We start from the raw sequence: 13,390 nt of genomic DNA, 5'->3' as shown, positions 1-13,390 counted from the left end.
ACACCACCGGCTGATGGGGTGGAACCGCAGCTTCAGGCAGCGCACGGGATGTCACGCCTACGCCGGGACTGCGCCCCCGCGCGCTCCCTCCTAGGGGTGGTTGGGGGAGCCCGGCCGATTCGCCGTGACGCCGACCGGGGAATGGAGCGGAGACCTTGATCATCATCGCGAAGGAGAGCATTCATGGGACGGCTGCGCACCAACAGCTTCCTGATCCACACGGGAGCGGAGAAGAAGACCAGCAACTGCATGCGCTTCAACGGAACCGGCCTCCTCATCAACGAGGACACTCCGAAGGTGTGGGCCAAGGACTCCAACGGCAACGTCAGGAAGGACAAGTCCGGTAACGAGATCCCGGGAGATCCCATCCAGGAAATCCTCCCCGCAGCGTGGCTGAAGGTCGTGGACGGCTGGGCGAAGGACGGCAACTGGGGCGGCTACCTCCAGGTCACCTCGAAGGAAAACGAGGGCGGCTGGATCCAGATCCCCGACGACTACATGAGGGTCGGAACGAAGAAGGCCAACCAGTTCACCTTCGTCGACAAGGACGACTACTACGAGATCTGGTACGACGGCTCGGAGGGCAAGAGGCCGCTGACGATCGTCGACGGCAATCAGCTGCGGTTCGTCGACGGCGCCGAACCCGCCCGTTTCAACATCTTCGACTCGACCCACTAGCTAGGACTTGTCCGGCCAATCGTGGGACTGCTCCGTGTCCTGGTCGTTGTTGCGGACATGGGGCGGCGAGATCTGACAGACGCCGAGTGGGAACGGCTGCGGCCGTTCCTGCCGGTCAGCAATAGGCGTTGTGGCAGGTGGCGGGACCACCGGCAGATGATCGACGGGATTTTGCACCGGGTGCGGACCGGCGTGCAGTTGCGTGACCTGCCCGAACGGTTCGGGCCGTGGAAGACCGTCTACGAGCGCCACCGGCTGTGGTCGGGTGACGGGACGTGGGAGCGTCTGCTCCAGCATGTCCAGGCCGCAGCCGACGCGGCAGGTGATATCGACTGGGACATCTCGGTGGACTCCACCATCGTGCGGGCTCATCAGCACGCGGCAGGCGCCGGTATCCGCCTCAAAGGGTGGCCGTACGGGCAGAACATCAGGGCGAAACCGCGTGGCAGAGCCTTCACGCCCGCCTGGTGGAGGTGGCGCGGAAGGTGAGGGCCTGGGCCGCTCGCGCGGCGGGTTCACCACCAAACTACCCTGAGCGTGGACGGCCGTTGCCGCCCGCTGTCCCTGATCGTCACACCAGGTCAACGGGCGGACTGCACCCATTTCAAGGCGGTACTGGAGAAGATCCGCGTCTCGCGGACCGGGCCTGGCAGGCCTCGAAATGCGCGGGCGCGGTGTGCGAACAGCGGATGCGCGCCCGTCACAGCCACAGCCTTGCTCAGCCACCCCGGTCGAAGACGAGACACATGGCGGAGGGCGAGCGCCGGTCACCAACGGCGGCGGATGGCCTGCGCTGTCTCGACCACCCCGTGGTCGGGTGGCGCCGTGGCCGCTGTCGACGGCTTGTGCTGGCGTTCCACCAGGGTCTTGGCGTCGTTGTGTCCGTCCAGGGTGATGTGTCCCAGCAGCGGCAGTCCCACGGAGGCCATGTTCTCCTCTACGGCCTTCACGAACTCGGGATCGAGCCTGGGCGGGGTGTCCCCGGTGTACAGGGTTCTGGCCGTGACCATGCCGAGAAGGGCGACCGGGTGGTGCAGGTCCGCGAGGTGTCGGTCCCGCAGAAGGGCGGCGCTCTGCGCCGGCGACAGCGCCACCCATTCCGTCCGGCCGTCGCCGCCCTTCCCGCGGGGGAGGCTCTCCCCGCTGGGAATGCCCTCGGCGGTGTGGGCCAGGAGCACGAAGTCATCGACGAGGGACAACCGGGCGAAGACCCCATGGCCCATCAGAACCACGACGTCGAAGTGAGCCCGGCCGACCTCAAGCGCCTCACGAAGGAGAAGCTCCCTGCCTCCGTGGTCACCCTGCTCGCGCACGTGCCACGGGGTGTGCTGTTCGACGAGCAGGCCACGGCCCTGCAGCTGGTCGGGGTGCAGGAGCACGGTGCTTCGAGGGCCGGGATGTGCCTGGCGCCGCGCTTCGGCCGCTTTGCGCTTCTTTGCCTGCTTCGAGTACAGGTCGAGGTCGGTGCGGTAGGGCTTGTAGTCGTGGAGCAACAGGACGTGCAGCCCCTGTCGGGTCCAGGCCGCGGCGATCTGGTACGGGAGGGTCGCCACCTCATAGCCTTCGGTGAGGAACTGCACGACGCGGCCGCGACGAGCGCGCGCGGCGGCGGTGCGCCGCAGCGTCGTGTACTTCACCCCGGTGGCCTGCTGGGTTTTGCGGGCTCGGCTCTTTGCTCCGCTGGCGCCGGCTTTGGTCATGATCGATCTCCGCTCCAGGGCCCCCACCTGCCCCGCAGAGTCGATACCGCGCGGGTGTGTTGGTCATGCGGCGGGGCCATCCCTCGGGCCTGGTAGCCCGGGTGCCCTTACCTGAGGTACGGCCGACGTGGGGTACCGGCCATCAGGTCGCGGCGTGCGCCTCCTGCCGCAGGGCGGATCCTAGCGAGTCGTCAGCAACTGCTGAATCAGGCGCGCCTGGCGGCCCGGTGGGTATGGACGCACCCGCGGCGGTACCCACCGGCCTGGGGGGAGACGGGGACGGGAAACAGCCATGCGGTTCTCTACGTGTCCGGCACGCGCTCTGCCGTATCTGCTCCTCCGGTTCTACCGTTAGGAGATCTCGACCCGTGGGAGGGCTGCTGTGGCAGGGATCATGGAGGGCAAGCACCGGTCACCGATCGGTGATGACGGGCACCAGCCGAACCGGCCTGTCCCGCCACCCCCTCCGCCTCCGCCACCGCCCCCTCCGCCCACCGAGCCGGGTTCGAAGAAGTAGCCGTGCCCACCACACCGGACGCCCCAGCAACCGACCCGCTCGTCGACGGCCTGCTCGCGGCGGTCGCCGACCAGCTCGGCCGGCCACTCCCGGCACGCCTGCAGGCGGCCTTCCGCCGTGTACCCCGTCACGGGTTCCTGCCCGACCGGATCTGGCTGCGCGACGGCTCCGGCGGCTACCGACCCGTGGACCGGACGACGGAGCCCGACCGCTGGTTGGCCGCGGCCTACTCGGACGAGCCGCTGGTCACCCGCTTCACCGACGACCTGCCGTCCTCGTCAGCCTCCATGCCCTCCATGGTCGCCCGCATGCTCCTCCTCGCCGGCCTCGCCGAACCCCCCGCCCAGGACGACGTCCGTGCCCGTGTGCGGGTGCTGGAACTGGGTGCGGGTACCGGCTTCAACGCGGGCCTGCTGTGCGCGCTGGTGGGCGACGAGCAGGTCACCACCGTCGACCTCGACCCCACACTCGCCGCCAACGCGCAGGAGAACCTGAAGACGGCTGGCTTCGCGCCGACGGTCGTGGCCGCGGACGGCGCCCTGGGCTGGCCGCCGAACGCCCCCTACGACATGGTCCTGGCCACCTTCTCCGTCGACCGCATCCCACCCGCCTGGCTGACCCAGCTGCGGCCGGGCGGCCGCATCGTGGCCCCCTGGACCTCGGCCTGGTGCAGCTACGGCACCCTCGCACTCACCGCCACCGGAGACGGCGAAGCCCAGGGCCGCTTCCATACTTTCGCCTCCTTCATGCAGATGGCACGCCCCGACGCCGAGCCCGACCAGCCGCCCGCCGCCCCGGAGGGCGCCGCGAGCGCAGCCACGTACTCGTCGACGGGGTTGTCACCGTGGGCGGTCGCGGGCGGCGACCTCGATGCCGAGTTCCACATCGGCATCACCGTCCCCGGCGCCTCGTTCGCCTGGGACACCAGCGGCGAACACGCCCACACCCGCCTCCAGATCCGAGACCCCGCCACCGGATCCTGGGCGGCCGTCGACTACGACGGCCGCACCGCGACCGACTTCGCCGTCACCCAGGCCGGGTCCCGACAGCTGTGGGACGAGATCACCTCCGCATACCGCCGGTGGGAGGAGCTCGGCCGGCCGAGCGTCGGCAGGTACGGCCTGACCGTGACATCCGGTGGCACCGCAGTGTGGGTGGACTCTCCCGCGATCACGGTGGCCGGCCGCTGATCTCGGTCGGTTCGAGGCTGGGACTTCACCGGTACCAGTCGAGGGGTTCCGCTGCGTACGTGCCGTCGGAAAGGACCGCGTCAGTCAGCTCGAACCGCCGTCGTTCGCCGGCCGGCTGCTGGCGGTTGATCACGGTTCCCGCGGGGCGGCTGCTGGCGATCTGCACCGCGTGGCCGTCCGGGGCCCGCGTACCGATCAGGGTGTACGTGCGGGCGGCCCTCGTCTCCGCCCCGTCTCCGCCCGACGCGGTGCCGCGCCGGGCACCACGGCGACGGCGGGCCCGTGCGTCGAGGCCGACAGCCACGACCACGGCGAGGCCACCCAGAAGCTCCGCGATCGAGCCCGTGATCACATCGTTCAGCATGTCGGTGCCTTCTCTTCCTCTCTGCCGGTTGCCCACAGCGAACGTCCCCCGAGGGCCAAGGCGATGGGACGGGCCCGTGTGCCCCCGAACGGACCGAAAGACGTTCGTGAAGCCAGGCCTCTCCCCCTGTCGCCCCATTGAGTCAGACTTCGAATTCACGGCTCCACGACACTTCGCGGGGTTCTAAAGTGCGGACGTGACCCGCAACGAGGGATCCCCGGCGGATCGAGAGCTGCTTGAGCTCCTCCACGACCGCGGCCTGGCCGTATCAGCGGCGCAACTGGAACGATGGCGGCGAGCCGGCCTGCTCCCGCGGCATGCTCGTACGGCACTGGGGCGAGGCCGGGGGTCGACATCTGTTCTGGACCCCCGCACCGTGGAGATCGCCGATGTCCTGACGCGTTGCAGCGGGCAGGGCAAGGACTTACGGGCCACCGTCCTGGTCTGGTACATGCGAGCCGGCACACCAGGAGCGCACTCCCGCCAGCCCGTACCGGAACCGCCCTTCGAGCCAGTCCGTGACGCACTCGTCTGGGCATTGCGTCGCAGCCCTGTCCAACGCCTGATCGAGCAGGCCCGTCGAGCGTGCGACGACATCGACACGGACGACCTCTACGCCGACGCCGACAGGTTCCTTGCCCGCTCGCCCGGCCTGTTCGGTCATCCGGGACGCATGCGTGAAGCGCTCCTCGACAGCAGCCAGGACATCCAGCCACCACCACGCGGTGGACAGCGCAGCATGGTGAACCTCATCGCGTTGCTCGGACTGCCCCAGGCGGAGGTGAGCGGGGAGAGCTTCGCGCAGGCGATGACCAGCTCCGGACTGCATTTGGGACTCGACTGCGAGACGCTGGCCGCGGCCTTTGAGCACGCTGAGCGTGACGGAGCTCTGGACGATGTCCTGCACGCGGCACGGCAGCGTGACGTGGTGGCCGAAGCCGAAGACGCCAGCCCTGCACGGCTGGCCCGCGCACGAGAAGTCGCCCGCATCTTCGGCTTCTGCGGCAGCCTCTACCTGATGCACGGCCTACTGCTCCCGGACACATCCGGCCAGCAAGCCATCCGCGCCAAAATCGACGAGCTGGGCATGGGCGAAATCGTGCTCACGGCAGCCCGCAGCTTCACCAAGGTCGAGGCGGCCAACCTTCTCAGCTTGTGCCTGGACCCCTTCTTCGACCACCTCAGTGAGCAGCTCAACGAGGTCATGGCCGAGCACATCGAGGGCATCTTCCGCCGCCCCGGAGAACTGGACTCGGCCGAGGACTTCATGGCCCGGTGGCTCGCAGCCATCCAGAACGCAGCAGGGCAGGAAGCATAGGCGGCACTCTCCTGGGCGGTGCGCTCTGCAGCACCTCGGGCCTAGCGCTGGCCGCGCTGGTGATCAAAGATGTGGGACATACGACGCGGAGGGGGTAGCCGGTGACGAATCCCTGGGTGCGACGCCCGGTGGGACAAGTGCGGCTTCAGGCATGGATGCCCTATGAAGGTGGATCTAACAAGCGCTGGATCCTGGACGAGCTGGGGTCGTACATGCGCCCCACGTGGAACCGTGATGCGGTGCCCGCACGCTGGGAGATCGCGCGTCCACACCTGCGGTCCTTGGTCGAAGCGATGGCCCTGAAGTTCGGGGAGATCGATCTTTACCTGGAGTTCTCCATGAGGCAGCGCTGCGACAAGCGGTGCCAGGCCGCGGAGGGTGACGACTGTGTGTGCTCGTGCATGGGGGAGAACCATGGTGGTGCTGCCTACTGGCGTCGCTGGACACAGGTCGGGGAGACGACGCTGGTCAGCGACCCAGAAGTACGTGAGCGGCACTACAAGGTGCGCCGTGGCGACATAGTGCGCGAGCGCTGACCTCGGGTCGTCGTGCGCCGGCCCCGCCTGAAGGGAGGGCCCGGCGCATGTCCGTGTTCAGCGTTCGCGGCTGGCGATGCTCGCGACAAGCGTGTTGACGATTTCCTGCAGCGCCGTGATCTCCTCGCGGAGGCTGTCGTCGATGACCGCGGGGAGGCGCTCGGGGTCGATGATGCCGATGCTCCTTCGGGTGGCCTTGAGGGCCGTCTGGAATCGTGCCCGCTGCTCGCTGGCGTGGAGCTCCGGATTCCCCTCAACGGCCCTTGCGACGAGTTCCTGCACGGTCTCGTAGGCGCTGGACACGGCGTCGGCGTCCGAGGACTGCTCGGCAATTGCGGCGAGCTGCTCGGACACTTCGGCTCTGATCTGCTCGGGCAGTTCCAGGACCTGGCCCGACCCCACTGGTGCCTTTCCGCCCTCCGCGACCTGGCGTACGTATTCCAAGTGCTCGTTTCGGCGTTCTTCAACGGTGAGCGCCTTGAGTGCCGCGCGCGCGGCATCCGCGGTCCTGGGGTCGGCGAGGATCGCGGCACGGAGCGCAGTGGGGTTCTCCGCTACCTCAAGGGCCTTGGTAGGACGGATACCCTGTGCTTCAGCCGCCGCACTGATGAGCGCGCCACGGTCCGTCGACGCGCTGCGCCGGCTGCTGTAGTACAGAGTCCAGTCGTCGGACGGGGGCAGCTCCACCGGCTCGTGGCCGGGATGGAGCTGGTCGGACCCGACGGGCACTGCGCCGGCGGCGTACGCGTCTTCCCAGGCCTTGTAGTAGCGCAGCACACGGTCCGCCGACGTGCCCGCCCGCCGGGCGAATTCGCTGGCAGAGATCTTCGAGTTGGCCTTCCGCCTGGTCTCCCCAGCCGCGGGCTGTGGTGAGACCTGGCACGCCACGAAGAACGCCAGCCACCAGCTGCCGGACTTGTCGAGCGCGGCCCACGCCTGGATGTCGCGGTCGCGCTGTTGTTCCGAGTAGCCGGTGATGCCGTCTTCTGCCAGGAGCCGGCGCACATCGGCGCGCATGGCGTCCATCTTGGCCCGGAACTCGGCGGCCGCCTCGTGCGGGTGACGCATCTGGAGGAGGGTGTGCACATCCTCGACGCGCTGGCCCAGCCCGAAGGGCGGTTTCGCCTCGATGAACTCCGCGAAGGACGAGAACGGCTCCGAGGCGTTGACGGCGGAGGGGATCTGCCGCCACGTGTCGTCTGCCACGACGGCAGCCATCAGCTCAAGGAAGCCTCCGGGGGTTCCGCCATCGCGTTCCGCGGCGTTTCGAAGCCGGTAGACCCGCTCCTGCTCTGGGGTGAGCTGCGAGTTCGACTCTATGCGTACGCTCATGAGCCCTCCTATTTCAGGGCTAGTGCGGCCTGCAGCCGCTTCTCGGCGAGGTCCACGGTGTTGGCGGTCTTCGCGGTGTAGCCAGCGGCTTCGTTCACCCTGAAGGTGGCCTTCGTGACGGCGTCCTGGTAGCCCGGGGAACCAGGTGCGACGCCGGCTTTGCGAAGGTACCGGGTGATGGCGCTGGTGGTCCTGCTCTTGAGGTCGTCGATGATCTCCTTGTCGGTGCGAGGAGGTTGGGGGACCTGGACGATCATCTCGTTGTCCTGGTCGTTGCGCTGTCCTGGGACCTGGTCTCCCAGCTTGGTCCTGATGCCGTAGAGCTCCAGGAACCGGGCGAACTTCGTCGCGTCCTCAGCGGAGTCGACCTCGACCTTGATGGACTCGATCAGCAGCAGCTCGTCCGACTCGACGTCGGTGTCGTTGCTGGCCGCCCTTGTGGTGGTCGCCACCGCGGACTCCACGTAGGACAGGGACAGCTGGCCTTCGCTGGAAGGCCCTGACTCCGATTCACCTGCCTCCCGCTCCTTGACGCGCCGCAGGCCGTCCTCCCGCAGGCCGCGAAGGTGTTCGAGGAACTCCTTCATCCTGGGGTCGTCGGGGGCGATGATCAGGCAGGACTGCTCTCGGGGCGGCATGTCGCTCCACACGCGCAGACCCCGGCCGACGAGCTGCATGAGGTGACCCCGGTCCCGGTAGTGGGTGAGGATCCCTACGACGGTGATCTGCGGGCAGTCGTAGCCGATGAAGGCCATCCGCACGGTCACGAGGATGTCCATGGGCAGCGATCGGAACTCGGACAGTGCCCGTGGAGCGTCCGTGTCGGATGAGACGGCGATCCCGACTCGGAGCCCCGGATGGCGGGCCTGAAGGTACTGCTGGACCTTCCTGGCCTCGCTCTGGCCCATGCACGAGATCAGCCCGCGGTAGGCGGGGTTGAACTTCTGCTTGTCGCGGACCTTCGAGACCACCTGCTCGACCAGCGGCTCCCACGTCTTGGGGTCGCGGAGGACCTCCGCGAGGCCGTCGCCGTCGTCGGACAGGTTGTAGGTGAGCAGACTGTCACCGCTCATGCGGTCGGAGGGGTCGCCGAGCGTGCGGCGCGAGACCCGTGCTTCCGTGAGGTGCATTTCGAACGTCCGGAGGTAGTTCTCCGCGATCCCGTCCGCGTAAGTGGCCTCGGCATGCTTCACCAAACGCCGCAGACCGTTCGCGTCCCCGTGCTGCGGGTCCTCGTAGTCGGCGAGGACCAGCGGGTTGTTGTCCGCACGGTACGGCGTACCGGTCAGGAGCAGCGTGTGGAGCGCATGCTCGTGAAGCCTCTGGATGAGCGTGCCGGCCCGGGTCCCACCGCCATCGCCGTCCCGGGAGTCCCCGCAGAACTGGGCCTCATCCGCGATCAGCAGGAACCTGCCCTGGTGCTTGGCTGCCCATTCGACGAAGATCGATTCGCTGGTCGCCAAAGCGCTGTACGTGGCCACGAAGCCGGTGCCCCTGCCAGCCGTGAGCGGCACCTCGTTGGTACGGTGCCAGATCTTCCCGAACCGCGGCTCCTCGAAGAGGGTGCAAAGTCCCCCTGGGCGCTTGTCCGGCGTCAGATGCTGCCAACCCACCTCGCACTGCTGAGCGAGAGCAACGCGAGGTACGAAGACGGCGATGTGGTCGATGCGGCCTTCCCGGAACAGGCGCGTCGCCAGCGACAGATAAGCCAGGGTCTTTCCGGATCCAGGAGAGGCGAGAACCACAGTTCGGTCGCGCCCGGACTCGATGCCGTCGAGAACCTGAGTGACCACGTCTGCCTGAAAAGGGCGCGCCTTGAACTTGTCCTGGAAGTACTGCAACATCCCGTCCCCCTTGGTCTGGTTGCACCCTGCGCACAGGGCCTGGCCGTTCTCAATGACTGTCGGGCCGCCTGCGGCCCAGGGAATGCGATGGTCGGCGTGCCAGCCGGAGCCCAGTTCCTCACCGCAGAGCTCGCAGAGCCCACCGGCGAGGGAGTACAGAACCTTGCGCTGGTTGCCGCTGAAGAAGCGTTGGGGATCGAGCTCCATGCCAGCTCCCTCGGGCCGTCGTTGACCGGCAGCGTAAACCGGGCCACTGACAACCGGGGCCGGTAGCCGGTAACCGCCCACCCGTCGGCAATGCCGAATCGATCCGGCATTGAGAAGAGTGCTGCCCTACGATGCGCCCGTCGCCGTGTCGCCGGCTGGGGTTGCGTGGTGGTCGCCCCAAGGGAAGGCCGACCATGCCGCGTCAAGGATCGGGTTGATGACGGTTCGTCCGCTGGTCAGGGCGCGCAGGGACCACCCTCCGGGTGGGGCCTGGTCGATCTGACCCAGGATCGCCTCTCGGAGGCTGGGGCCGGTCGAGACGACCGCGTCCTCCAGCTCGCCAGCTGAGGCGATAACTGTGGATACCCCGTCAGAATCTGGCGGCAGGACGGAACGGAACTCGGGGGCGTTCACCCAGTGGTAGGGCTCCATGGTCACCACGATGCCGAACATCGGCAGGTCGTGCGGAATGTGGGCGAACTCAGGCGTCCGGTCGCGGATGCACTTCACGGTGTTGGGAATCTGCTTGCCCACGGCCTTGCCCACTTTCAGGTTGAGCTCGTCGCTGAACTTGTCCTGTGGCCCGAGCCTGAGAGATGTAGTGGGCCGGGCCGCCTTGGCCTCCACCAGCAGTACGAGGTCGGGCAGCACCACGATCCAGTCGACGCTCTTCCTGTTCTCCTTGCCATAGACGATCTCCGGATACACGGTGCTGTCGGGCAGAAGGCCCAGGTTCCGGCCGACGTACTGCTCGAAGAGCTCGCCCAGGTCCCGGGTGAACGCCAGGAACACCTCGTCGTCCTGGTAGTGGTCTCGCGCGGTGTAGTAGAGGCCCATGGGGCTTACCTTGCCCAGCACGGCGGGTGTGACCGGTATGAGGTAGTCGCATCCGTAGCCGCGTACCAGTGGCCGGGAACGCAGCCGGTTGGGCGTGTACCGGCGCAGCAGCGGGTCCGAGGATCCAGCGGCTGCCGCTAGCGCGCGTTCCTCCTGCGCCCCGGTCGCGAAGTGCCGCTCGATCACCGCAGAGATCACCGCGTGGCTGTTCAGGCCACCGAAAGCGGTGAGCTCGTGTTCGGGGAGCCAGGCCCAGTCGAACCGGCCTTGCCGATTGATCGCCGCCGTGTAGAGAAGCTGGCCAAGCCCCACGTAGTCGGACAAAGAGCAGCCCAGCAGGTCCTGCTCCCAGCCATCGGTGAGGACCTCCAGCTGCTTGGTCGGCTCGGTGTGAATCAACAGGGCCAGGCTCCGGGCGAGCTCGGAGAAGTCATCCTCCTGCCAGGTGAACTGCTGACCGGCCACCCGAAGCAGGTAACCCTCCAGGCGCTCGCCGACGGGCAGGTGGCGGATCGGGTCGTCGAGCGCCAGGTACTGGGCGAGGATCTCGACCAGGTCTTCGTCGCTGGCCGGCCGCCGCCTGTGCTCGTTGCTGCGTACCAGCGAGACCATAGCGGCGTCCGCCAGAGCCCATGGCCGGTAGTTGGGGTTCGTGGGCCAGTCGATCTTGGTCGGCATCTGTGAGCTGACTCGCGCTATCAGCCGCAGCAAGGAGCTCGGTGGGTGCCGACGGACGCGCTGCAGGTACTCGCGGTCGGATACGGGGGCGCTGCAGAACGAGCGGACCATGAGCACGATTCTGCCCCACCGCCTGTGTCTCGGGGAGTCTCGATCGGCGCGGCTCCTACGTGCTGGGCGAGCTATCCGGAGGGCCGGACGTCCGGGAGCTGGGGCCGGGGATTCCGAGTGGTGTGGGGGTCAGGGTGCTGAGGTCGGTGGTGTCGCCGGGCCGGTCGAGGTAGAAGCGGTACGGCTCGCCGTTGGCGGGGCGCAGCGTCACCTTGTGACCCTCCGCATGGCCCGCAGCCAGGGCCTGCAGGGCCTGCTCGCCGTCTGTGGCCAGGACGCGGGGGTGGTAGATGTGGACGGTCCCCAGCGGCAAATCGCGGTCGCCGAACGGGATCGCGAAGTCAGGTAGCAGCGCTCTGTTGGCGGCGCCATTGCCGAGCAGGAGCGCGCGCAGGACGGGGGAGTCCTCGCCGTTGAGTTCCATGGTCAGGCTGGCCAGGAACGGGTTGGCAACGCAGTGCCCGTCGATGAGGAGCCGGGCGATGCGCAGCAGCACGCGGTCGGCCGGCCGCAGCTCGCTGGGCACGGCGAAGTAGTGCCGCGCGTGCTGCTGCACCACGTGCAGGTCTTCCACGCTCAGCCGGAGCCGGGCGTGCCGCTCGTAGTCGTCGCGGGAGAAGGCCGCCCCGGGGAACGTGCCTGACGCCATCTCCTGGCCGTTGAGGCGCAGGCGGAAGACGCTGCCCTCCATGACGTGACCGTAGATGTCGAGGGCCTGGAGAGCATCGACACAGGACAGGCCGGCCAAGTCGATCGCGCAGTTCACCGTCGTTGGAACACTGGCGTCGTCGGCGTGGCAGATCGTGATTCGGGACCCGGTGAACTGCAGGTCGAGGCTGCTCCCCAGCTGCCCCTTCCCCAAGGCCCGCACGGTCCCCTCGTGCACCGATCGCACGCCGCCCGAACCGTCGAGGAAGACCAGCTCGACCTTCTGCCCCTCGCCTGGCGCGGGGGACAGCCGCGACATCCGAACCTCGGTGCTCTCACCGTCGATCTGAAGCCACTCCGGGCCGTGCACGCTGAGTTCCTGGATGACCGAGGCGGGGAAGACGAGTTCCTCAGCGGTACCGAATCCCACGACGCGCCGCACTGCCTCGGTCAGGCCGGGATCGGCATCCTTCAGATGGCCGCGGACGGTGAAGTAGATCGGGCTCACCTGATGTGCACGGGGGTGCTTCGGCCGCAGGGTCTTGACCACCGCACCGTTGCGGTAGGCCACATCGATGGACCAGTGCAGATCGAGACGATCGATCCGCCGGCCCAGAGCGCCGACCCTTTGGTCAATGTCGCCGGTGCCGCCCGCCAAGAACGCCAGCTCCGCCCCGTAGTCTCGCGCCGCCTCCCGCAGATCGTCCCGGACAAACGAGGCCTCCAGGTCCGAGTGGAGGGCCAACTTGTCGTCCAGCCAGGCACGGTCCAGGACACGGATCCTGGGCCGCTCGACACCCCCGCCCAGGCCCATGACGAACGCGCGCTCTGACGGCGTCAGAGCACAGGGGACGACCAACACCCAGTCATCAGGATCGTGCTCCAGCGCCTTCCTGAACGACCGCTTGATGCCTGCTCTGCGCCCCTGGTACGAGCCGGGGAAGCCCTCCGGGAAGTACTTCAGCTGGTAGATCCGCACGCGCCCGTCCAGCGTCACCTTGATGTCGATCCCGCCGTCGCCGCCGCGCCCGTTCATCACCTCAACTTCGGCGTCCTCGCTGTACAGCCGGTGCGCCAAGGCCTCCACGATCCGATCGAACCGCGGCTGGGTGATGTGGTCCCATTCAATCGCCATGTGCGCCCCTCCCTGATGCCGATGTTCAAGCGTCTCACCGCCCGCTGACACATGGCACTGCACAGGTCATGTCTGCGTTGGGTGGCGCTCAATCAGGGGAGCTTCGCCTCTTCGTGATGTGGAGATGTGCGGGTCTGCGTGGCGAGAGGGCTGCTGCCATCTCGCACTCTCCCGCATCCTCCCGCCGTCGTGGAGAAGGTGGCCCCGGGGCAACCGCGCAGCGCCGGTGTGGCGGGGGTTCAACCGGGGTGGTCGTCGCTTCTTTGTGGTTGGTGGGGTTGGGGTGGTGGTGGTG

At 67.9% G+C, this 13,390-nt stretch carries 10 protein-coding genes and 1 pseudogene; 5 read left to right on the top strand and 6 right to left on the bottom strand.

The genetic code is table 11. The annotated features are described in order from the left end of the window. Positions 1-183: 183 nt before the first annotated feature. Positions 184-678 (top strand): hypothetical protein, encoded by a 495-nt coding sequence (locus tag AB8A24_RS31455; RefSeq protein ID WP_369478198.1) that lies wholly within the window; start codon positions 184-186, stop codon positions 676-678. Positions 679-735: 57 nt separating this feature from the next. Beyond that, positions 736-1,338, top strand: a pseudogene (locus AB8A24_RS31450) (IS5 family transposase); the annotation flags it as partial. A 107-nt stretch (positions 1,339-1,445) separates the two neighbouring features. Here the strand turns inward: AB8A24_RS31450 and AB8A24_RS31445 are convergent. Next, positions 1,446-2,378 carry a hypothetical protein gene (locus tag AB8A24_RS31445; RefSeq protein WP_369478236.1) on the bottom strand — a complete coding sequence of 311 codons (933 nt, stop codon included), beginning with the start codon at positions 2,376-2,378 and terminating at the stop codon, positions 1,446-1,448. Between the two features lie 519 nt (positions 2,379-2,897). Between AB8A24_RS31445 and AB8A24_RS31440 the strand changes: the two genes are divergently transcribed. Further along, positions 2,898-4,085, top strand: coding sequence for a methyltransferase domain-containing protein (locus tag AB8A24_RS31440; RefSeq protein WP_369478197.1), 1,188 nt, complete (start codon positions 2,898-2,900; stop codon positions 4,083-4,085). 25 nt (positions 4,086-4,110) lie between these two features. On the opposite strand, the gene AB8A24_RS31435 is transcribed toward AB8A24_RS31440, so the two are convergent. Further along, positions 4,111-4,449, bottom strand: a complete 339-nt coding sequence (locus AB8A24_RS31435) for a hypothetical protein (protein WP_369478196.1) — start codon at positions 4,447-4,449, stop codon at positions 4,111-4,113. Positions 4,450-4,825: 376 nt separating this feature from the next. On the opposite strand from AB8A24_RS31435, the gene AB8A24_RS31430 reads away from it, so the two are divergent. Next, positions 4,826-5,767 (top strand): hypothetical protein, encoded by a 942-nt coding sequence (locus AB8A24_RS31430; RefSeq protein ID WP_369478195.1) that lies wholly within the window; start codon positions 4,826-4,828, stop codon positions 5,765-5,767. Between the two features lie 101 nt (positions 5,768-5,868). Next, a complete protein-coding gene (locus tag AB8A24_RS31425; RefSeq protein WP_369478194.1) occupies positions 5,869-6,303 on the top strand; it encodes a hypothetical protein in 435 nt (144 codons plus the stop codon). Positions 6,304-6,360: 57 nt separating this feature from the next. On the opposite strand, the gene AB8A24_RS31420 is transcribed toward AB8A24_RS31425, so the two are convergent. From AB8A24_RS31420 to AB8A24_RS31405, 4 genes are all read right to left on the bottom strand, one after another. After that, positions 6,361-7,635, bottom strand: a complete 1,275-nt coding sequence (locus AB8A24_RS31420) for a hypothetical protein (protein ID WP_369478193.1) — start codon at positions 7,633-7,635, stop codon at positions 6,361-6,363. 8 nt (positions 7,636-7,643) lie between these two features. Continuing rightward, positions 7,644-9,686, bottom strand: a complete 2,043-nt coding sequence (locus tag AB8A24_RS31415) for a DEAD/DEAH box helicase family protein (RefSeq protein WP_369478192.1) — start codon at positions 9,684-9,686, stop codon at positions 7,644-7,646. Positions 9,687-9,812: 126 nt separating this feature from the next. Continuing rightward, positions 9,813-11,312 carry a hypothetical protein gene (locus tag AB8A24_RS31410; protein WP_369478191.1) on the bottom strand — a complete coding sequence of 500 codons (1,500 nt, stop codon included), beginning with the start codon at positions 11,310-11,312 and terminating at the stop codon, positions 9,813-9,815. A gap of 55 nt (positions 11,313-11,367) precedes the next feature. Then, on the bottom strand, positions 11,368-13,047 hold the full coding sequence (locus AB8A24_RS31405; protein ID WP_369478190.1) for a hypothetical protein: 1,680 nt from the start codon (positions 13,045-13,047) through the stop codon (positions 11,368-11,370). Positions 13,048-13,390: the final 343 nt, after the last annotated feature.

Source organism: Streptomyces sp. BF23-19 (assembly GCF_041106355.1).
Lineage (GTDB): Bacteria > Actinomycetota > Actinomycetes > Streptomycetales > Streptomycetaceae > Streptomyces > Streptomyces virginiae_A.
Note: the sequence above shows the minus strand (reverse complement) of the source record. Positions and strands in the feature narration are given on the sequence as shown.